General features: G+C 74.8%; 17 protein-coding genes. 5 read left to right on the forward strand and 12 right to left on the reverse strand.

Features of this window, described 5'->3' with window-relative positions; genetic code table 11:
- Positions 1 to 75: 75 nt before the first annotated feature.
- The 11 genes from ACN20G_RS34855 to ACN20G_RS34905 all read right to left on the reverse strand — a co-directional run bounded on the left by ACN20G_RS34855 (position 76) and on the right by ACN20G_RS34905 (position 14,306).
- Positions 76 to 1,473 carry an SH3 domain-containing protein gene (locus ACN20G_RS34855; RefSeq protein WP_424217267.1) on the reverse strand — a complete coding sequence of 466 codons (1,398 nt, stop codon included), beginning with the start codon at positions 1,471 to 1,473 and terminating at the stop codon, positions 76 to 78.
- A gap of 124 nt (positions 1,474 to 1,597) precedes the next feature.
- Positions 1,598 to 3,076, reverse strand: coding sequence for an NAD(P)/FAD-dependent oxidoreductase (locus ACN20G_RS34860; protein ID WP_424217268.1), 1,479 nt, complete (start codon positions 3,074 to 3,076; stop codon positions 1,598 to 1,600).
- 133 nt (positions 3,077 to 3,209) lie between these two features.
- Complete coding sequence (locus ACN20G_RS34865) at positions 3,210 to 3,566, reverse strand: peptidoglycan-binding domain-containing protein (RefSeq protein ID WP_424217269.1); 357 nt, start codon at positions 3,564 to 3,566, stop codon at positions 3,210 to 3,212.
- Between the two features lie 345 nt (positions 3,567 to 3,911).
- Positions 3,912 to 5,096, reverse strand: coding sequence for an MAB_1171c family putative transporter (locus ACN20G_RS34870; RefSeq protein WP_424217270.1), 1,185 nt, complete (start codon positions 5,094 to 5,096; stop codon positions 3,912 to 3,914).
- Complete coding sequence (locus ACN20G_RS34875) at positions 5,093 to 5,662, reverse strand: toxin-antitoxin system, toxin component (protein ID WP_424217271.1); 570 nt, start codon at positions 5,660 to 5,662, stop codon at positions 5,093 to 5,095. The genes ACN20G_RS34870 and ACN20G_RS34875 overlap by 4 nt, the downstream gene beginning before the upstream one ends.
- Positions 5,663 to 5,894: 232 nt before the next feature.
- On the reverse strand, positions 5,895 to 7,292 hold the full coding sequence (locus tag ACN20G_RS34880) for an FAD-dependent oxidoreductase (protein WP_424217272.1): 1,398 nt from the start codon (positions 7,290 to 7,292) through the stop codon (positions 5,895 to 5,897).
- Positions 7,293 to 7,500: 208 nt separating this feature from the next.
- Complete coding sequence (locus ACN20G_RS34885) at positions 7,501 to 8,124, reverse strand: hypothetical protein (protein WP_424217273.1); 624 nt, start codon at positions 8,122 to 8,124, stop codon at positions 7,501 to 7,503.
- A 361-nt stretch (positions 8,125 to 8,485) separates the two neighbouring features.
- On the reverse strand, positions 8,486 to 10,285 hold the full coding sequence (locus tag ACN20G_RS34890) for a ricin-type beta-trefoil lectin domain protein (protein ID WP_424217274.1): 1,800 nt from the start codon (positions 10,283 to 10,285) through the stop codon (positions 8,486 to 8,488).
- A 106-nt stretch (positions 10,286 to 10,391) separates the two neighbouring features.
- The gene (locus ACN20G_RS34895; RefSeq protein WP_424217275.1) at positions 10,392 to 10,892 is read right to left on the reverse strand and encodes a hypothetical protein; all 501 of its coding nucleotides are present in this window, start codon (positions 10,890 to 10,892) and stop codon (positions 10,392 to 10,394) included.
- A gap of 73 nt (positions 10,893 to 10,965) precedes the next feature.
- A complete protein-coding gene (locus ACN20G_RS34900; RefSeq protein WP_424217448.1) occupies positions 10,966 to 12,660 on the reverse strand; it encodes an ALF repeat-containing protein in 1,695 nt (564 codons plus the stop codon).
- Positions 12,558 to 14,306, reverse strand: a complete 1,749-nt coding sequence (locus ACN20G_RS34905) for a hypothetical protein (RefSeq protein WP_424217276.1) — start codon at positions 14,304 to 14,306, stop codon at positions 12,558 to 12,560. Before ACN20G_RS34905 ends, ACN20G_RS34900 begins: the two co-directional genes overlap by 103 nt.
- Positions 14,307 to 14,622: 316 nt before the next feature.
- Between ACN20G_RS34905 and ACN20G_RS34910 the strand changes: the two genes are divergently transcribed.
- From ACN20G_RS34910 to ACN20G_RS34925, 4 genes are all read left to right on the forward strand, one after another.
- The gene (locus ACN20G_RS34910) at positions 14,623 to 15,384 is read left to right on the forward strand and encodes a hypothetical protein (RefSeq protein ID WP_424217277.1); all 762 of its coding nucleotides are present in this window, start codon (positions 14,623 to 14,625) and stop codon (positions 15,382 to 15,384) included.
- Between the two features lie 134 nt (positions 15,385 to 15,518).
- On the forward strand, positions 15,519 to 17,123 hold the full coding sequence (locus ACN20G_RS34915) for a purple acid phosphatase family protein (protein ID WP_424217278.1): 1,605 nt from the start codon (positions 15,519 to 15,521) through the stop codon (positions 17,121 to 17,123).
- Positions 17,124 to 17,320: 197 nt separating this feature from the next.
- A complete protein-coding gene (locus tag ACN20G_RS34920; protein ID WP_424217279.1) occupies positions 17,321 to 17,506 on the forward strand; it encodes a hypothetical protein in 186 nt (61 codons plus the stop codon).
- A 132-nt stretch (positions 17,507 to 17,638) separates the two neighbouring features.
- Positions 17,639 to 18,400 carry a metallophosphoesterase family protein gene (locus tag ACN20G_RS34925; protein ID WP_424217280.1) on the forward strand — a complete coding sequence of 254 codons (762 nt, stop codon included), beginning with the start codon at positions 17,639 to 17,641 and terminating at the stop codon, positions 18,398 to 18,400.
- 16 nt (positions 18,401 to 18,416) lie between these two features.
- On the opposite strand, the gene ACN20G_RS34930 is transcribed toward ACN20G_RS34925, so the two are convergent.
- Entirely contained in the window at positions 18,417 to 18,791 is a 375-nt protein-coding gene (locus ACN20G_RS34930) for a winged helix-turn-helix transcriptional regulator (RefSeq protein ID WP_424217281.1), read from the reverse strand.
- Between the two features lie 133 nt (positions 18,792 to 18,924).
- Between ACN20G_RS34930 and ACN20G_RS34935 the strand changes: the two genes are divergently transcribed.
- Entirely contained in the window at positions 18,925 to 19,950 is a 1,026-nt protein-coding gene (locus tag ACN20G_RS34935; protein WP_424217282.1) for an NAD(P)-dependent oxidoreductase, read from the forward strand.
- The last annotated feature ends 5 nt before the right edge of the window (positions 19,951 to 19,955 follow it).

Raw genomic sequence — 19,955 nt, forward strand, 5'->3', positions numbered from 1 at the left:
CACCCGGCGCGTCGGTGCGGCGCCCGCCCCAGGGCGGTGTGCCGGATCGACGCGCCGGTCGGTTCGCTGCGCGGCTCAGTGGCAGAGCGGCACGTGCTGCTTGCTCTCGGCGTAGCGGGCGCTGATCCAGCCCCGGCCGTTGGCGAGCCGGTACCAGAACTCGTTCCCGTCGACCTTCTCGCCCTTCGCCTTGCAGGTGACGTGCACGATGGTGCCCGGGGCGACCCGACCCGCGACGCCGTGCCTCGTGGACGGCCCGGTCCGGACGTCCAGGGGCCCCCGGGAGATCACCTTCACCACGCGGTGGTGCCCGGAGCACTTCGCGCAGGAACCCGCCTCGCCCTTCTCCCCACGCGGCCCCGCCGGTCCGGTCTCGCCACGCGGCCCGGTCGGCCCGGTCTCGCCGCGTTCACCTCGTGCGCCGGGCTCGCCGCGTTCGCCCCGCGCGCCCGGTTCGCCGCGTTCGCCTCGGGAACCGTTGGCGGGGGTGGCGGCCGCGAACCGGCCAGGGGCCTCGTCGAAATCGGGGCCGGGGGTCCACAGCCCGCCGTGCAGGGTGGTGCCCGCGGGCGCGTCGGCGTCCACGACGAGCCGCGCGTCGAGGGCGCTCTGCGCGTTCGCCGGCAGGGTCTCGGGCCCGCCGGTGCAGGTCAGGGTGTGCCGGTCGGCGGAGGCCCGGCAGTCCAGGGCGCCGGGGGAGCCGTTCCAGGTGTAGTCGGTCGAGGCGAAGGAGGTGTGTTCGGGGGCGGTCAGGGTGAGGGTGGAGAAGGTGGTCGCCGGCCCCCGGTTGAATGCCTGGAGGACCACCGTGCCCGTGGCCCCGGGTGCGATGACGGGCACGTAGGGCTGCTCGAACCGCACCTCCTTGCGCGCGCGGGGCGCGGCGGTGAAGGAGACGGTGGCCCGGTTGTTCTGGGGCCAGTGATCGTCGATGTCCTCGTTGACGGCCGTCAGGGCCAGCGGTCCGGCGCGGTCCACCCGCAGGGTCAGCGTCAGGTACTTCTCCTGGCGGGGGTCGAGCCGCCCGGCGGTCCAGGTGCCGTTCGCGTACGTCCCGCCGTCGGACGGGGTCGCCGACAGCACCGTCAGCCCGTCCGGCACGGTCACCTCGACCTCGGTGCCCAGGAGGTAGTCGCCGCGTGCGCGGGTCAGGAGGTTGGCCACGCCGAGCCGGACCGTGACGGTGTCGCCCACCGTCGGGGTGCTCGTGTCGGCGGCTCCCCGGACTCCGATCTCGACCGCCGGGCAGCTTTCCCAGCCCGGTTCGCACCCGCTGCCGGGGGTGGCGTCGGGCAGCGGGCCGAGCTCGGGTTCGGCCCGGGCGGCCCGGCCGGCCGGGGACTCGACCCCCGCCCCGGCGGACCCGGGCGGTCGTGGCGTCGAGGCGGCGACGGTGGGCGCGGCGAACACCAAGGTCACCCCGAGGGCGACGGCGCCCGCCGCGGCCGGGAAGGAGGAGAAGGTGGAGGACATGTGCCCGTCGTACACGTCGGGGGCGCACTCGGCGGACGGCGCGCGCCGTTGCGGGCGTCGCACGCTCCGCGCGGGTGACGGCGGACGGGCCGAACGGTCGCGTGGCCCGCCCGGCCCGGCGCCCTCAGGGCCGGGGCGGGTCGTGCGCCGGCCGGGGCGCGGTGCCGGGCTCGGCGGGGAGCCGGGCGTGGGAGAGGACCCGCAGCAGGGTGGTCGGTCGCATCAGGACCGAGGGCGGGGCGCTCAGCGAGAACACCCGGAAGAACTCGCGGCACACCTCCGGGTCCTTGTTGGCCGCCGCCATCACCCGGGTCATGTACGCCTGGGAGAACCGGGTGGCCAGGGTGGGGGCCGGGCCCGCCGTGCCGGGGTGGCGCAGGTCCTCGGTGGTGGCGATGGTCCACGCGGCGGTCGCGGCGTCGGCCACGGCGCGCTGCACGGTGTGCGCGTCCCGCCGCAGGCCGGCGGGGGTGCGTTCGTCCAGCGCCCGGGCGAGGGCCCGCACCCCGAGCGCGGCCACCGTCATGCCCTGGCCGTAGACCGGGTTGAAGCGGCAGGCGGCGTCGCCGAGCACGAGGAGGCCGGGCGGCCAGTCGGTCGTCCGCTCGTAGTGGACGCGTTCGTTGGCGGTGCCGCGGAAGCCGAACACGGGGGAGAGGAACTCGGCGTTCCGCAGGCGTTCGTACAGCAGCGGGCTGCGCAGGTCGCGGGCGTAGGGCAGATAGTCCTCCTCCCGCGCGGTGGGCGCGTCCGGGCCGAGCCCGAAGAGGGTGACCACCCAGCGGTCCCCGTCGACGGGGATGGACACGCCGGCCTTGGTGTTGCCGGTGCGCCCCTGCACGTAGACCGGCGGGGCCCCGCGGTGTTCCGGGGCGGGCCGGTAGGTGCGGGTGGCGTAGGCCAGGTGGGCGTCGTACCGGGTGACGGCCGGCGCGCTCCGGCCGATCTCGGTCAGCCACTCGGGTGCCCTGGATCCCCGTCCGGTGGCGTCGACCACGAACCCGGCCCGCAGGGTCCGCGCGTCGGCGGGAGCCTCGGGCGCCGGGTCCCCGGTCGGGCCCCGGCGGCGGATCCGGACGCCGGTGACCGCGCCGTCCCCGCCGGTGGTCAGCCCCGTCGCCTCGTGCCGCTCCAGCACGGTGACGGCCCCGTCGCGCAGCACCTCGCGGCGGATCGCCCACTCGATGACCTCACGGTCGGCCATCAGCATCCGCGCGCCCGGAAGCGGACCGAACCAGTCCACGGGGCTGAGCCAGCGGTAGTCCTTCGGGGCCTCGGCCATCCGCGCGCCGTGCTCCCACCATCCCTCCGCCACGCCCGGCAGCAGGGACTCCACGACCCGCATGCCCGCCTCCCACAGGATGTGCAGGTGACGGGAGTGCGGGACCCCGGGGCGGAACGCGGGCGCCTCCCGGGGCAGTCGGTCCCGTTCCACGAGGGTGACCGAGGAGAACCGCGAGCGCAGGGCCTTCGCGGCCAACAGCCCGGCGATGCCCGCGCCGAGCACGATCGCGTGGTCCGCGTGGTCCGCGTGGTCGTCGTGACCGGGGCCTTCGTGACCGGGGTCGTGGGACTCGCCCGCCTGGGGGCCGCTGGTGTTCATGGACGCAGCCTCGCCCCCGGACGGCCTTCGGGGACAGCCCCCGGCCAGGGCGGCACGGGGGCGGGCCGGGGGCGCGCAGGAACGCGGGACGGCGCACACGGGGTCCGCCCCCCGGCCCGCGAGCCCCGGGCGATCAGTCCAGGCACCGCCAGGTCCTGACGCCGATGATCCCGTCGGCCGTGATGTTGCACTCCCGCTGCACGGCGACGGTCGCGTTCTGCGTGGCCTGCCCGAAGACCCCGTCGATCGCGACCGGGTGCCCCCACTTGCCGAGCTTGCACTGCGCGTGCCGCACCGCGTTGCCCGTGCTGCCCCGGCTCAGGGTGGGGTGGTTCTGGCTCCAGCTCTCCGCGCAGTAGTCCGCCGCCGCCCCCGTGACCCCCGAGGGTCCGCTCGCGGCGGCGTGGGCGGCCCCGGAGGTGCCCAGGGCGGCCAGGGCGGCGAGGGACACGGCGGACAGGGCCGCGCCGAAACGTGAGGTGATGGTCAAGGTCCGCTCCCGGGATCGACGGTGAGGGCGGCGCCGGAGGAGGACCGGACGCCGACGCCCGTGGGGGTCGTGATCGAGGAGTCTGTCCGAGGCACCGCCCGTGACCGCAGGGGAGAACCGGCCGGCGGCGGGATCCGGCCCCCGGGGGTGGCGGGCCCCACCCCCGGGTGGGGCCGGGCCTCGCACATACCGACCCGGGGGGCGGACGAAGCCGGACGGAGCGGATCCGCGCCGCGCGGAACGGTGTCGACCCGGCCGTACGCCCCCGCCGGGGGAGGGGCGGGCGCCGGCCGGTTCCGATCGGCACCCGCGGCGGCTTCCCGGCGTGCCGGGCCGCGGGGCCGGTCAGGGCGTCGTGCGGCCCGCGAGCGCGCGGGCGCGGCCGGCGCGGACCAGGGGAGAGCCGGCCAGGGCCCGCGACAGCCGGACGAGGTCGTCGGTGCTCCGCGACGAACGCACCGTCCACCGCTCCTCGGGCTCCAGGGTCGGGCCGGAGCGGGCCTTGGCGACGACGGCCGCGGCGATGACGGCGGCGTCCGCCTCGACGAACGCCTCGTCCTCGGAACGCCGTGACGCGCGGGCCCGTTCCAGGACGGCCGCGCCGACCTCCCGGTCCAGATAGGGCGCCAGGCGCAGGATCGCGTCGTGGAAGTCGCGCTCCCGCTGGAGCTGCCGCAACTCGGCCGAGGCCCACCACGGCAGCGGATCGGCCCCCGGTGTCGTGATCTCCCCGCGCACCACCTGCCACAGCGGCCGCAGTTCCCGGTGTCGACGGATCGTGCGCCACGAGGCCGCCGCCCGCTGCCCGATCGGGGGGATCAGGAACCCGACGCCGAGCAGGGACGCCGCCAACGCGGCCACGCCCACGGCGAGGTCGCTGCTGAGCCGGTCCAGATCGTGCCCGGTCCACCGGGCCACCACGGCGGTGTACTTCAGCACGTCGAAACAGAGCGCGAGCACGGTCCCGGCGGAGACGGTCGCGAGCCCGAACCGCAGCCAACCGGGCACCTGCCGGGACCACCGCCAACACACCACGATCATGGTGAGCGCGGACAGCGTGTGGGTCAGCAGGTAGAGGACGATCATCTCCCGGATGAAGGGCGTCCGGGCGTAGAAGGTGTCGAAGTCGCGGCGTCGTTCGATCGGCGCGTCCCCCACCAGGAACAGGGCCCACAGCAGGGCGATCACCAGCGCGAAGGCGATCAGCAGCCGCCGGGTCGTGCGCGAGATCCGCTCCGCCTCGCCGCCCCGCCAGTGGACCAGGACGACGATGCAGGCCCCGCTGAACGCGTTGAAGATGGTGTACACGATGGGGGCCGCGATGTTGGTGACCCCCGTGACCTCGTTGAGCAGCCCCACCGTCGGCGGGGCCGCGGAGACGAGGATCAGCGAACCGACCACCATCAGCGCGCACACGGCCCGCAGCAGCGCGTCGTGCGGATTGCGGAACAGCGCCCACAGGCGGGCGAGGGCCGCGACGAACAGGATCGCCGGCGAGAGGTAGAACGCGACGAGCGTGGACGTGGTCACCGGCGGAACCCGCGGTGCACGAGGCTGGAGTGGATCCGGCCGGCGAGGCCGTCGGTGGGCGGCCGCTCGGCGTCGTTCTCCAGGTACGGGCGGAACACGGCGCCGAGGCGGAGCCCGAAGGTCTCGGCGTCCCGTTCGTCGTCCACGTCGAAGTCCGTGCGCGCCGCCGTCGCGACCTGCTCGACGGCGGACTCCAGGTCGAGGTCCCCGCCGAGCAGCCGCGCGGCGGCGCGCACGGCCGCCGGCTCGGCGCCGTGCACGTGCCCGTGACCCTCCAAGAGGTGCCAGATCTCGTGCGCCAGGATGATCAGTTGGTGGGTCTTCGTGGTGTTCGCCTCGACGATGACGATCTTGCGGGTCGTGAGGTCGAGCATCAACCCCGTCACCGTGTCCACCGGGAACTCCCTGAAATGCAGTTCGACGCGCGCCTCCTCGCCCCGGGCGCGCAACTGTCGCTCCACGCACGCGCGCAGCGACTCGAACAGGGCGTCGGGATCGGACGGAACGGGCCGGCCGACCCCCGCCACGATGGTGTTGACGTGTCGCCCCATCTTCCTTCGGTTCACGAAATGCCCCTCGGTGTGCGGCGCGCGGAGGAGGGGCGGACGTGCCCCCGTCGCGGTGGCCGGGGCACCGCCCCGGCACGACCCCGCCGTTCCTCCGCGCGGTCCAGTCGGTCTTGCGTGTCGGTGCTCGACGGTCACGGCCCCCCGGGGCACCCCACCCGGCCGGTCGGCGTGCCCGGACCCATGGGCCCGGGCCCCGGGCGAGTCTGCCGGCAAACCCGCCGCCGCGCACTCACCGGACCACGCTCTTCAACTCCGCGCTGGTCAACGGCGCCTTGCTCAGGTGCGGCCGCTTGGGCCCGAAGACCATCGGCACGAGCATGTCCGGCGAGAACAGGCGGGTCGCGGGCTTCTCCAGGCTCATCACGTCGAGCAGCGCCCCCAGCGCCCGCGGGGTCCGGGCCCCGGTCTCCACGGCCCGGTCCACGAACCGGGTCAGCAGCTTGTCGAGGGCCTTGGGCGGGGTCTCGCTGGCCCCCGGGTAGAACACGTCCTGGCCGACGGCCAGGTTCCACGCCCCGGACACCGGCCGGGCTGTCGCCCGCTGTATTCGGGCGGCCGTGTCGGGCGCCGTGATCCCCCGGGCCCGCAGCACCTCCCGCAGCGCCAGCGCGGACTGGGCGGCCACGGTGAGCCCGTGCCCGTACACCGGGTTGTAGCCGGCGACGGCGTCGCCCAGCACCGCGAACCCGGCCGGCCAGGGCTTGACGCGCTCGTAGTAGCGGCGGACGTTGGTGGTGCTGCGGGAGGTCGCCACCTCGCCCAGCGGTTCGGCGTCCTTCAGCAGCCGCCCGATGATGGGATCGCCCAGGCCCAGCGCGAACGGCAGGAACGCGTCCGCGTCCCCGGTGGGCCGGCCGCCCCGGGTACCGGACAGGGTGACGATCCACCGGCCGTTCTCGACGGGCAGCAGGATCCCGCCCCGCCCCGGGCTCTTGGCCGGATTGGCCTGCACGTTGACGATCGGGAAGTTCGCCGGGACCGTCTCGGGGGCCTTGAAGACGCGGGTGGCGTAGGCCACGCCGGCGTCGACCTCGCGGCGGGCCACCGGCGGCAGCCCGAACTCCTCCAGCCACACCGAGGCGCGCGAGCCCCGCCCGGAGGCGTCGACGACGAGGTCGGTGTCGAGGGTCTCCGTGACCTCCCCGGTGCGCACGCGGACCCCGGTGACCCGGCTCGACCCGCCCGTGAGGCCCTCGACGGCGGTGTCCTGACGGAGGGTGACGCGCGGGTCGGCGAGGACCCGCTCGCGCTGCACGTGGTCCAGCAGGTTCCGGGAGCACACGAGGTTGCGGTGGTGGGTGGAGCCGAAGCGGTTGAACCACACCTCGTTGGGGGCGCGGGAGACCATGTCCCCCATGATGTGGGCCAGCCACGCGCCCTCGGCCACGAGTTCGCCCACGAACCCGGGGAGCAGCCGCTCGAATGCCTGGACGCCGCCGCTCCAGACGAGGTGGGCGTGGCGGGCCTGGGGCACGCCCTTGCGGTTCTCGGGGCCGGTGGGCAGGGTGTCGCGTTCGATGACGGTGACGTCGGCGAACTCGGCGAGGACGGAGGCGGCGAACAGGCCGGTGGCGCCGGCGCCGATGACGACGGCACGGGCCCGGCCGGTGGGTGAGGTCTGAGGCATGGGTCGCTTTCTTTCGGGGGACTTCTCGGGGGCCGAGGGTCGGGGCGGGGCCGTGCGGGGCGGGATCCGGGGTTCGGGAGGTGCCGCCGGGACCGGCCGGTGACGCGCGCGTCGGGTCGGCCCGGGGCAGGACTCGGCCGGGTGTCGAGGGGGCCGGCGCCGGGGGCCGGCGCGGCGTGCGGGGGAGGGGGCGGGGCCGGTGGCGGGGTCAGGGGCCGTCGCCAGGCGCGGTCGCCGTCGTGCGCGTCACCGAGTGCAGCACCCCGACCAGCACCCGTTCGAGCTGCTCCGGGGTCATCGAGGCGCGCCGCAGGTCCACGGCCCGCACCCCGTGCTTGCGCATCAGGGCGAGCAGGGGCTCCTGTTCGGGGCCGGCGGGCGGGCCGGCCGACGAGCCCAGGAGCGGCAGCAGTGCCCGGTTGAGGGCCTCGTCGGCGGGGGCGGTGAAGAACGCCTCGCGGCCCTCGACCCCGAAGAAGGCCACCAGCCCCTCCAGGGTCCGCAGGCTGGGGACCTTCCGGCCGGTGCAGAGCAGACGGGCCCAGTACGCCGAGATCCCCGACCGCTGCGACACCCGGTGGGCCAGCTCGGACATGGGGCGGCCGGTGCGGGCCAGCCAGGCGTCGGACAGGGCCTTGAGCCGCGAGCGCACCCGGTCGTCCACGGAGTCGGCGGGGGCCTGCCGGCCGGCGAGGAGGTCACGGACGGTGCGCGCGTCGAGGGCGGTCCGCTCGGCGAGCGCCGCGACGTCCAACAGCTCGGACCTGACGAGACCCCGCTCGTCGATCAGCGCGTCGAGGCGCCGCAGGGTCTCGGGCAGGAGTGGTTCCACCGGGTGCGCTCCCATGGGCGGGTGTTCGATTCCAGGGAATCCGTGCACGCACCCTACGCGCGGATCGTCCAGGACTCAACGATCCTTGTCCCGGCGGACAAGCATCGTTGACGGGGCCCGGCGCAAGCGGAATCCGGAGGGCGCGCCGATCACGGTACGTACGCGCCGAGTTCGCCGTTCTCCAAGGCGACGCGCACGACCCCGTCCACGCCGGCGGCTTCGTGCCGGCCGTCCCGACCCCGCGACGCCGCGACGCTCCGGGGCGCACGCCGCGGGGCCCGGCCGCTGGCGCGGCCGGGCCCCGGACTGGTGCCGGGGGCCGGCCGGCGCGTGCGCGTCGACCGGGCCCCCGGGCACCGGGTCAGGCGATCCTGCTCCACTTCTCGTTGGCGCCGCCCCCGCAGGCCCACAGGCCCACGGCGGAACCGTTGGCGGTGGCCTCGCCGAACACGTTCACGCACTGGTCGGGCTTGACCGCGCTGGCGATGCGCACCCCGTCGTAGTTCCACTTCTGCTCGGCGCGCCCGTCACAGGTGACGGCCCGCACGCGCGAGGTCTGCGGGGCGCCGGCCTCGGCGGTCAGGCACAGGTTGCCCGGGATCCGCACTTCCTTGGCGGGCGTGTAGTCCCACTGCTGGTTCGCTCCGCCCCAGCAGTCCCAAATGGTGGCCTCGGTGCCGTTGAAGTCCAGGCAGCGGCCGGACTGGGCGCCGATCAGGCTGCTGCTGCTCCAGCGCGGGCCGCCCTCCTTCCACCGCAGGGTCAGGCTGCCGTTGGCGTCGAGGGTGCCGTACACGCCGGTGCCCCAGGTGCCGGAGGCCCACACCGCGCCGGAGCCGTTGCCGGAGTCCTTGCGGTAGAGCACGAGGTTGCCGTCGGCCTGCATGTGCAGCCAGGAGTACGGGTTCCAGGTGTACTTGCCCCACACCTCGCGGTTGGTGGCGATCTCGCGGATCAGGACGTTGCCCTGGATGTCCACGATCAGCGCGTGGGTGCCGTTGGAGATCCACTGCCCGGGCATCAGCCGCGCGTCGGAGGCGAGCTTGTCGCCACGCGGGTAGGTGTCGGTGTGCCACAGGTGCCCGCCGATGCCGTGACCGCCGGTCTTCGTGTAGATCACCAGGTTGGCGTCGCCCTGGAGTTCCAGGCGCGCGCCCGCGTTGCCGTGGGTGCCCGAGGCCCACAGGGCGCCCTGGTCGGTGGTGCCGCTGGAGCCCTTCTTGTAGACGACGAGGTTGCCGTCCTCCTGCATCCTGGCGAAGGCTCCGGCGTTGCCGCCCGTGCCCGAGGCCCACAGGACGGCGCCCTTGTCCTGGTCACCGGTGCGGTGGTAGAGCACCATGTTGCCGTCGGCCTGCATGATCAGCTTGGCGTTCTCCGAGGCCAGGACCGTGCCGGAGGCCAGGGTCCGGCCGCTCGCGATCACCACGGGCCGCTGCCGGGCGGACTGGAGCCGCGCGGCCAGCCCGTCGGCGCGGGCCGCCAGCACGTCCGTGCGGGTCTCGCTCTCGCCGAGGCAGCCGCCCTGCCAGGACCGGCTCGCCACGGCGACCAGCTCGCCCGCCGCGTTGACGAGCGGGGCCCCGGTGTCGCCCTTGCACAGGGAGTCGCCGGCGGTCTTGCCGGTGACGTTCAGGACGTCGGCGTCCTTGCCGATGACGCTGAACTCGGCGCGGTGCGAGGTCCCCGGCACCCATTCCGTCTTCGTCCGGCCGAAGCCGGTGGCGACGATCGGCGCGGCGTCGGCGGGGGCCGCCGTCGCGAGCTTGACCGGGGTGACGTCGGTGACCGAGCGGGCCAGCCGCGCCAGGACGAGGTCACGGCCCTCGTACGGCACGAGGTCGACGACGTCGAGGGTCTGACCGTTGCCCAGGGTGGCGGTGGCGGCGGTGCTCGGCGCGCCGGCCGGCACCGGGTCGCCGGGGGTGGCCGCGAAACAGCTCGCGGCGGCGGCCAGCCACTGCGGGTCGACCAGGGCGGCGGTACAGGCCCGCCCGGTGTCCTCCGAGCCGATGGCCAGCCGGGCGGCGTAACCGGCCTGCCCGGCCGGGGTCGGGGTTCCCACGGCGGCCTCGGCGGTGCCGACGGACAGCAGCGACGCGCCCAGGACGGCCGTCAGGCCGGCCGCGAGCCACGTGCGACGTGGACGAACGAATGACATGGTTCCTCTTCCGGTTCGGCAGCGGCCCCGCCCCGCCCCGTGCGGACGGGTGGGCGGGCGGCTGCCAGGGTTCGACGTGGGGGTGGGCCGGCGGTGGGGGCCGGCGTCACTGCGAGGTGCGGATCTCCACGAGGACGTGGTCGCGTCGCTGCGGGTCGACGGTCTCGCCCACGGACTTCCACTCGTTCTTCGCCACGGCGATGTTCTGCTCGGGCGCGCCCTCGGCGGTCAGCGTCACGTCGGTCTTGTGGGTGGCGTCGCCCTTGAGGCCGTACACGGTCGGGATCTCCACGCTGAGCTGCCCGGTCGGGCCGGTGGCGCGGAAGCAGACCGTGCCGACGGTCCGCGAGAAGACCTGGACCTTGCTGTCGGCGGAGGCGCAGTCCACCAGCGTGATCCGGCCGTCGCCGCGCTTGAGGACGATGCCCAGTTCGGCGCCGATCCGGGCCCCGTCGGGGTAGGAGAAGTCCTCGATCGCGTAGCCGGGTTCGGCGGCGCCGGCGGCCCGCGGAGCGGTGGTCGGCGCGGCGACGGCGGCGGTCACGGCCGCGACGGCACCGGCCAGGGCCAGCGCGCCGGCGGCGATGATCCGTCGGGTGAGCTTCATCGTTCTTCCTTGTCTGTGGAGCCTGTGGAGGCTGGGGGACGGGCCCGGGGCCCGGGAGGTGTCGGTGGTCCGCTCACCAGGTGAGGAAGCCGACGACGGAGGTCACCGCGTTGCCGATGGCGTCCGCCCCGTTCTGCATCGCCGCACCGACGGCCTTGGAGGTCTGCTCGCCGAACTTCTTGACCACTTGGCCTTTGCCGAGGAACACGGCGCCGAGCGCGAAGGCCCCGAGGGCCTGGTGGAACCGGGCGTCGTCCAGGCCGTAGCTGATGCCGCTGAGCACCGCGCTCGCGCCCTGGAGACCGAGGGAGACGGCGCCGACGACGGTCGCCGCGACACCGAGCGGCGGGAAGAACAACGCGCCGACGCACAGGGCCGCGGAAGCCGTGCCCAGGACCGAGCTCCAGTGCCCGGTGACGGTGGCCCAGTCCTTGGTGTCCTTGACGTCCTCCGGCCACATCCCCCAGTACTTGGTGTCCCCGTCGTCGTCGACGGGGCCGACCGGGCTGGTGTTCGCCTGCTGGTGCCGCTTCGCCTCCTCGGCGGCTTGCTGCGCCTGCGCCCGCAGTTCCGCGTCCCGCTTGTCGGCCGCGATGCGGTGCGCGTCACCGGCGGCGGCGGCAGCGGCCTCCGCGTCCTGACCGGCCTGCACGGCGGAGGCATGGGCCTGGGAGGCCGAGGCTTGGGCCTGGGCGGCGAAGGTCGCGGCCTGCCGAGCGGACTGCACGGCCTGGCGCATCGAGTAGTTCGCGGTCCGCGCGGCGCCCCGGGCGACCGACGCGGCGCCCTCGGCCTTCTTCGCCGAGGCCGCGGCCTCGGCCGCCGACCGGTCGGCCTCGTCCGCGCTCGTCCGCGCCTCACCGGCGGCCCGTTCGGCGTCCTGGGCGTAGCCGTCGGCCTTCAGCGCCCAGTCGGAGGCATCCTGCGCGGCCTGACGGGCCTGCGCGGCCGCCTCGGAGGCGCGGGCCGCGTCCTGGTGCGCCTTGGCGGCGACCCGCGCGCCGTGCGCGATGGAGGCGCGGATCGCGGCCACGTGCGAGGCCCGGTCGTGGTCCAGGCGCGCGATCTCGTACTGGTCGTGCATCACGAAGTGGCGCCGCATGCGGGCGCTACCCTCCAGCACGATCTGCGCGGCGGCCTTCGTGTACAGGCCGCCCGAGGCGAGGAGCCGGAACACCTCGACGTGGTCGTCCTCCTTGACGGCCTCGGCCAGCTCCACGGTGAGGAAGTGGTGCAGGGCCCGGGCGCCGCCGTTGTCGAGGGCCGCCTCGGCCTTGGCCTTGACGGCCTTGCCCGGGTTCTCGGCCAGGATCCGGAACACGGTCGCCCGATTGTCGGTGGCGGCGGCCTGGACGAGACCCGTTTCGAGGAACACGCGGGCGGCGTTCGGATCGGAACTCACCAGGGCCTGCTGAGCGGCGGCGGCCACCGCCGCCGTCGCGACCCGGGCCACGGCCAGGACGTTCTCCCGGTCGTCCTGACGCTGGGCGAGCTGCCGGTCGGTGTCGACCCAGTTGCGCACGTCGGCGTCGGCGCCGGCGAGCGCGAACTCGGCGGCCTCACGGGTCCACGTGCCATCCGAGGTGAGCAGCGCGACGGCGGCCCTGCGGCCGGCGCCCACGGCGTCGGGCGCGTTGGCGCGCAGCGCGGCCTCGGCCGCCGCGATCAGGTCCTTGGCCTCGGTCGAGGTCCGGTCGGCCAGGGTGCGGACCCTGTCGACCCGGGCCAGGTCCTCCGCTTCGGCCAGCGCCTGCGCACGGGCCTCCACGACACCGAGCTTGACGTCCTCCTCGACCCGGGCCTCCTCGGCGACGCGGGCGGCGGCCTCGACCGCACGGGCCTCCTCGATCGCCTTCGTCGCCGTGTTCGCGGCGTCCACGGCCGCCGCCGCGTAGGCGGTGGACCGCTGGGCGTACTCGATGGCCTTGCCCGCGTTGTCGGCGGCCTCCTCGGCGGCCTCGGCCGCCTTGATCGCGTGCGCGGCGGCATCGCGGGCCGCGTCCCGGGCGACGCGGGCCGCGCTCGCGGCCCGGTCGGCCAGGGTGCGGGCGGTGCCGGCGGCCCGGGTCGCGCGGGCGGCGGCGGCGTCTGCCTCGGCCGCGGCCTGCCGGGCCTTGGCGGCCTGGGCCTGCGCGGCACCCGAGGACGCGGCGGCGTCGGCGGCCGCGTTGGCGCGGCGGCGGCGCTCTGCGCGGCGCCGGCGGCGGCCGAACCGGCCGCCGACGCCTGCTGGGAGGCGATCGTGGCCTGGTCGGCGGCCTCGGCGGCGAGGGTCGCGCGCGCGGCGGCGTCCCGCGCCCCCTGGGCGGCCTTCCGCGCGTCGGCCGCCTTGCCCGCGTCCTTCGAGGCCGCGATGGCGGCGCCGTAGGCACGCGAGGCCGCGTTGCCGGCGGCAGCGGCGGCGGCCGCCGCCGCCTGCGCGGCCGAGGCGGCCCGGCCGGAAGCGGCCTGCGCCTGGCGGGAGGCGCCGATGGCGGTGGCGGCGGCGTCGGCGGCGCCCCGGGCGGCGTTCGCCGCGCTGTTCGCGGCGCCGGCCGCCTTCTCCACGTCCTGCTGGGCCGCGCGGGCCTCGTCCGCCGCCTTCAGCGCGGCGGTCTTGGCCGCCTCGGCGGCCCGCTTGGCGCCGTCGGAGGCGGCCACCGCCTGCTCCGACTCCAACTGCGCGCGCTTGCCCTCGCGTTCGACGATCGCGACGAGCTGGTCGATGGTCGACTTCTCGTCGTCGCGGGCCCGCGCGATGTGCTGGCCCGAGGCCAGGAACCGGCGCAGCGCCGGCCAGGAGCCGTCGTCCAGGGCGCGTTCGGCGTACTTCTTCAGCTCGGGGGAGTCGGAAGCGGAGGCCAGCACGGTGAAGACCGCGACCCGGTCGTCCTCCAGCTGCGCCGTGAAGCGGGTCTTGGTCAGGAAGGTGTCGTACGCGGCGGACGTGCCCTTGGTCAGGGCCTTGTTCGCCTCGCGGCGCACTCCGGGGCCGCTGTTGTTCAACACCGTGAACACGGCGGCCCGCAGGTCCGTCTCCAGCGGCTTGACCCAGCCACCGGCCAGGTAGGTCGCGACGGCCGCGTCCCCGCCGGCCAGCGCGGTCCCGGCCGACTGCTGCACCGACTTGTCCGCGTAGGACAGGGCGGAGAGGATCGAGGCCCGGTTGTCCTCCGCCCGCGCCGCCGGCAGCGTGCCGGAGAGGAACGCGGTGACGGCGCCCGAGGACCCCGCGAGGGCGACGGCGGCCCGCTCGCGGACCACCCGGCCCCCCGTCTTGTACGCCCACACGGCCCGACCCCGGTCGGTGGCCGGCAGGTCGCCGGTGTCCCCGCCCGCCGGGCCCTCGGCGGCCCGGGCCGATCCCGGGCCGCCGAGCGTGAGCGCCGAGGGCAGGACGCCGACCGCGGCGGCTCCCGCGATCGTGGTGAGCATGGTTCGCCTGCTCCAGAAAGCCGACGACAGCGTGTTCATGTTCCCCCCGTGAAGAACGGTCGCGCGGGCATGACCGGCGCGCCTCAACTGCCCTGTGAGCAGGGCTGGTTGAGACGTCCGGGAAGATCCGCGGCGTGAATGCGACACACCGTACTCGCGGGACGATCAAGGAACAATCACAGTTGATGGATAACCAACCACAGTTGACGGAACGCTCGAAGGACGCTCGGGGACCGCTCGAAACGAAAGCCGCGCACAGGAACCCTCGTTAGGGTCGCCCCACCAGGAGACCGGGCAGGGAGAGGGCGTTTCGCGCATGCACGACAACGGAAGGCCCGCGCCGGCGCCGGCGCGGACCGCGCAGGAGATCACCCGGCTCGCGACACGGATCGGCGAGGAGCCGGCGGACCTGTTACGCGTGGACGGCGACGACGGGCTGTCCCACGCGAGCGGGCTGCCACCCGAGACGGTGCGGAACCTGCTGGAGGGCCGGCCGGTGCTCGAACCCGGCACGGAGGGGCCGGACGACGCCGAAGGCCCGGACGACGCCGAGCGGCGACACCGACGCGTGGTCGACCGCATCCTCTTCCTGCGCGCGACCCGCCTGAAGCGGACCCCCGACGGACAACGCCGGGTGTACTCCCTCGCGGAGCTGGCGGCCGGGGCCGGCACCAGCGCGCAATGGCTGGACAAGCTCATCCGCACCCGCAAGGCGCCCAACCTCGACCACGCCACCCGCCTCGCCGAGTTCTTCGGGGAGGGCATCGAATTCCTCGTCGACCCGCCCCCGAACGCCCTGGACCGGGTCCTGCGCTCCGTCCACCGGGACCTGCTCCTGCGGGCCCTAGCCGACGAGGAACCCGCCCCGCGCGCCCACGACCACCCCGAGGACCCCGCCCCGCGAGCCCCCGAACCCGCCCCGCCCGCCGCCGGGAGCCTCGCGCGCGCCCTCGCCGACGTGCCGGAGGACGTGGCCCGCCCCTTGGCCGCCCTCGTCGCCTCCCTCACCCGCCGCTGCGGGGAACCGGAGCATCCGGTACCCCCCACGGGGGAACACGGCCCACAGCGCGCGAATTGACCCCGTTTCACCCCGAAGATGTGCCATGGTCTCGCACGTATCGGCGATTTCCGGGACATCTCATGGGCGGTCGGCCGCCGTCCGTTCACCTTCCCCTCGCCCGCGCGCCGCCTGACGAGAGGATGTTTCACGCCATGGACACGGACATCCCCCGTTTCGGCATCCCCGACGACCTCGCCGCGCGCATGAGCATGGCCGAGCAGCACGAGTACCTGCGCACGCGCCTCACCCGGCGCCGCGTGCTCCGCGCGAGCGCCGCCGGCGCCGGCGCGGCCGGCATCGCCACGGCCCTCGGTACCGGAGCCGCGCACGCCGCCGGCGCGCCCGCGCCGACCCCGTCACAGGCCCCCGCCCCCGCCGCCGCCCGCCGCGCGGTGGACGGCGCGCTGGTGGCCCCCTTCGGCCGGCACCTCCAGTACGGCGCCGACCCGAAGACGCAGATGCGGGTCTCCTGGCAGGTCCCGTTCGCCGTGCGCCGCCCCTACCTGCGGTTCGGCACGAGCCCGTGGGACCTGGGGCAGAAGATCGAGGCCGAGGTGCGACACCTGAGCACCCCGCTCCTGGACAACGGCCGGATCGCCGCCGCCGAACAGTTCTACCTGCACGTCCGCCTCGACCGGCTCCGCCCCGGCCGCACCTACTACTACGGCGTGGGCCACGAGGGCTTCGACCCCGCCGACCACCGCAACCTCGGCACCCTGGGCACCTTCACCACCGCCCCCGCCCGGCCCGAGAACTTCACCTTCACCGCCTTCGGCGACCAGGGCGTCAGCTACCACGCCCTCGGCAACGACGCCGTGCTTCTCGCCCAGAACCCGGCCTTCCACCTCCACGCCGGCGACATCTGCTACGCCGACTCCTCCGGCGCCGGCAGCGCCTCCGACAAGTACGACGCCCGCGCCTGGGACCAGTTCCTCGCCCAGACCGAGACCGTCGCCAAGACCGTCCCGTGGATGGTCACCACCGGCAACCACGACATGGAGGCCTGGTACGACCCGCAGGGCTACGGCGGCCAGAACGCCCGCTGGACCCTGCCCGACAACGGCCCCGACCCCGTGCGACTGCCGGGCGCCTACTCCTTCACGCACGCCAACGTCGGCGTCATCGCCCTCGACGCCAACGACGTCTCCTACGAGATCCCCGCCAACTTCGGGATCAGCGCCGGCCGCCAGACCACCTGGCTCGACCGCCGCCTGGGAGAACTGCGGGCCGACCGGAACGTCGACTTCATCGTGGTCTTCTTCCACCACTGCGCGTTCTCCACCACCAGCTCCCACGCCTCCGAGGGCGGGGTCCGCGACGAGTGGGTGCCCCTGTTCGAGAAGCACCAGGTGGACCTCGTCGTCAACGGCCACAACCACGTGTACGAGCGGACCGACGCCATCAAGGGCAACCGGGTGGGCCGCAAGGTCCCCATCGGCGAGCGCACCGACCCCACCCGCGACGGGATCGTGTACGTGACGGCGGGCGCCGCCGGCCGCTCCCTGTACAGCTTCCCCGTGCCCGACTCCTACGAGGGCCACGTGGCCGACCGCGACAGCGTCGACACCTACCGCTGGGTCAAGGGCGCCAAGAAGGCCGCCGAGACCGTCGAATGGTCCCGGGTCCGCTACACGAACTACTCCTTCCTCGCGGTGGAGGTCGAGACCGGCCGGCACCCCCGCATGAAGGTCAGCGCGCTGGCCGAGACCGGCGAACGCGTCGACCACTTCGAGATCGCCCGAGGCGAGCGCCGCTGACGGGCCACGGCCTCCTCCGCGCCCGGCCCGACCGGCACGAGCGCTGAGCGAGGCCATGGCCCCGGCCAGTGCTTCCCGGCCACAACACGGGTGGATTCCGGTCCTCGCGGGCCCGATTCACCGCATCCGGTCATGCCGACACGCCGACCGTGGGTAGCTTCCCCGTGCGCGACGCTCCACGATCACGAAGGCACCCCATGAACCAGACCGTCACCACCGCCGGCATCGTCCAACTCCCCGACCACGACTGGACGGACCCCGTCCCCACCCCCGACTGCCCCACCTGCGCCGGAGCCGCCGCGGCCCGCACGGCCGCCCACCGAACCGGCGACCGCTCCGCCGTCACCGACCACAACATCACCATCCACACCCACCCCCACTGACGCCGACGGCGGCTTCGGTACCGGCCCGTACCGTGCCCGAGGCCGCCCGAAGGCCCGGCGACGGGGCGGGTGGGCTTCGCGTTCGGCGAAAAGGGGTGACGTGCGGGCGGTGCCGTGTTCACCATGGTGGGCATGGTGAACCGGGTGGCTGTCCTGTCCGATGTCCACGGCGTCCTGCCGGCCCTGGAGGCGGTGTTGGCCGAGCCGGCCGTCGCCTCCGCCGATCGCATCGTGCTCACCGGCGACATCGCCGCGGGCCCGCAACCGACGCAGGTCCTGGACCTGCTGAGCGGCCTCGGCGACCGGGTCGCCTGGATCGCCGGCAACGCCGACCGCGAACTCCTCGAATACCGCCGGGGGAAACGCGACACGATCCCGGACCCGATCGCGCCCTGGGCCGCCGAACAGCTCCGCGAGGACCACCTCGACCTCCTCGACTCCCTGCCGCGCTCCCTCTCCCTGCCCGTCGCCGGCCTCGGAAAGACGCTGTTCTGCCACGCCACCCCGCGCGACGACGAGGAAGTGGTCCTCGTCGACTCCCGCCTCGACCGCTGGGAGGAGGTGTTGCACGGGCTCGACGCCGACACCCGCACGGTGGTGTGCGGCCACACCCACATGCCCTTCGTCCGCCTCGCCCACGGCCGCCTCGTCGTCAACCCCGGCAGCATCGGCATGCCCTACGGGCGTACCGGGGCGCACTGGGCCCTGTTGGGTCCCGGGGTCGAACTCCGCACCACCTCCTTCGACATCGGGGCCGCGGTCACCCGGCTCGGCCGGGAGTCCGCCTACCCCGACATCGAGGCGTGGGCCGACCACTACCTCCACGCCCGCACGACCGACACCGAGGCCCTCACCACCTTCGCCCCCCGCGACGGCCGCACCCCGACCGCGTAGACCGCCCGCGAGCCCCTCAGCGGGCGACCGGTGCCACCGACACCTCCACACGGTCGCCGCCGCCGAGGACGTGGTCCTTGCCCCAAGCACCCAGCGGGGCGAGGGCCGCGTTCAGGCGGGAGCCGGCTTCGGTCAGCCCGTACTCCACGCGCGGCGGCACCTCGTCGTGGGCGACCCGCCGCACGACGCCGTCCTCCTCCAACTCCCGCAGGTGGGACGCGAGGACCTTGACCGTGATGCCCGGCACCCGGCGCTGCAGCTCCCCGAACCGGATGCCCGGGTGCTCGGCGAGCGCCCAGATCAACAGCACCTTCCACTTGCCGCCGATCACGCCCAACGCGGCGTCGACCCCACAGTGGTAGGCCCCCGGCCGCAACCGCTCGCTCGTCATCCTGCCTGCCCCTCTCGGACGGTGTCGGTACGGCAAGGGCAACAACCGCGCGACCAGGATGCTTCCCTCGCGGTAACCGGTCACTTCACAGTGCGTACTTGTGGGCCCTCCGCCGCCCGACGAGGCTTGCGGCATGACGAAGAACACGTTCGACAAGACCCTGACCAGCGAGAACGCCAACACCGACAGCACCCGACCCGGAGCGGACGCAGCGGGCGCGGACCGGAGGATCGCCGTCCTCGGACTCGGCGCCATGGGCGCCGCCTTCGCCCGCGCCTGGCTCACCGCCGGCCGGGAGGTGACGGTGTGGAACCGCACGCCGGCCCGCGCCGCCGCCCTCGGCGAGGCGGGCGCGACGGTCGCCGCGACCGTCGCGGAGGCCGTCGCCGCCGCGCCGCTGATCGTGACGGTCCTCCTCGACGACGCCTCGGTGACCACCGCCCTCGACGGCGTCGACCTGACCGGCAAGGACTGGGTGGACCTGACCACCGGCACCTCCGAGTCCGCACGGGCCCGCGCGGCGTGGGCCGCCGAGCGCGGGGCGCGGTTCACGGACGGCGGGATCATGGCCGTGCCCCCGATGGTCGGCGTGCCGGAGGCCGGCGGGTACGTCTTCTACAGCGGATCCCAGAAGCTGTTCACGGCGCACCGCGACACCCTCGCCGTCCCCCTGGGAACCCGTTTCGTGGGCACCGACCCCGGGTTCGCGGCCCTGTACGACGTCGCGCTCCTGAGCGGCATGTACGGGATGTTCGCCGGCATCACCCACGCCTTCGCCCTGATCCGCGACGAACAGGGCGTCAAACCAGCCGAGTTCGCGCCACTGTTGGCGCAGTGGCTGGGCGCCATGAGCGGCACGGTCCACGAGACGGCGGCCCGCCTGGAGAGCGGCGACTTCACCACGGGCGTGGTGTCCGCCCTGGGCATGCAGGCAGCCGGCGTGCCGACCTTCGAGGCCACCGCCCGACAACAGGGCGTGAGCACCGAACTGCTCGCCCCCTTCTTCGCCCTGATGCGGCACCACGCCGAGACCGGCGGAGCCGCCGCGGACACCTCTTCCCTGGTCGACGCCCTGCGCACCCGCACCCCGGCTGCGAAGGTCACGACGGCCGCGAAGGTCACGACACGGACGGAGACCGATCACCACCCCGCGCGCTAGGGTCG

The sequence above is a fragment of the Streptomyces dryopteridis genome (genome assembly GCF_049606955.1).
Lineage (GTDB): Bacteria > Actinomycetota > Actinomycetes > Streptomycetales > Streptomycetaceae > Streptomyces.

Bases quoted from the DNA above. Each gene is read 5' to 3' on its own strand.
- ACN20G_RS34915 (WP_424217278.1), top strand. From the start codon at position 15,519: ATGGACACGGACATCCCCCGTTTCGGCATCCCCGACGACCTCGCCGCG.
- ACN20G_RS34920 (WP_424217279.1), top strand. From the start codon at position 17,321: ATGAACCAGACCGTCACCACCGCCGGCATCGTCCAACTCCCCGACCAC.
- ACN20G_RS34855 (WP_424217267.1), bottom strand. From the start codon at position 1,473: ATGTCCTCCACCTTCTCCTCCTTCCCGGCCGCGGCGGGCGCCGTCGCC.
- ACN20G_RS34935 (WP_424217282.1), top strand. From the start codon at position 18,925: ATGACGAAGAACACGTTCGACAAGACCCTGACCAGCGAGAACGCCAAC.
- ACN20G_RS34890 (WP_424217274.1), bottom strand. From the start codon at position 10,285: ATGTCATTCGTTCGTCCACGTCGCACGTGGCTCGCGGCCGGCCTGACG.
- ACN20G_RS34880 (WP_424217272.1), bottom strand. From the start codon at position 7,292: ATGCCTCAGACCTCACCCACCGGCCGGGCCCGTGCCGTCGTCATCGGC.
- ACN20G_RS34925 (WP_424217280.1), top strand. From the start codon at position 17,639: ATGGTGAACCGGGTGGCTGTCCTGTCCGATGTCCACGGCGTCCTGCCG.
- ACN20G_RS34860 (WP_424217268.1), bottom strand. From the start codon at position 3,076: ATGAACACCAGCGGCCCCCAGGCGGGCGAGTCCCACGACCCCGGTCAC.
- ACN20G_RS34910 (WP_424217277.1), top strand. From the start codon at position 14,623: ATGCACGACAACGGAAGGCCCGCGCCGGCGCCGGCGCGGACCGCGCAG.
- ACN20G_RS34905 (WP_424217276.1), bottom strand. From the start codon at position 14,306: ATGCTCACCACGATCGCGGGAGCCGCCGCGGTCGGCGTCCTGCCCTCG.
- ACN20G_RS34930 (WP_424217281.1), bottom strand. From the start codon at position 18,791: ATGACGAGCGAGCGGTTGCGGCCGGGGGCCTACCACTGTGGGGTCGAC.
- ACN20G_RS34895 (WP_424217275.1), bottom strand. From the start codon at position 10,892: ATGAAGCTCACCCGACGGATCATCGCCGCCGGCGCGCTGGCCCTGGCC.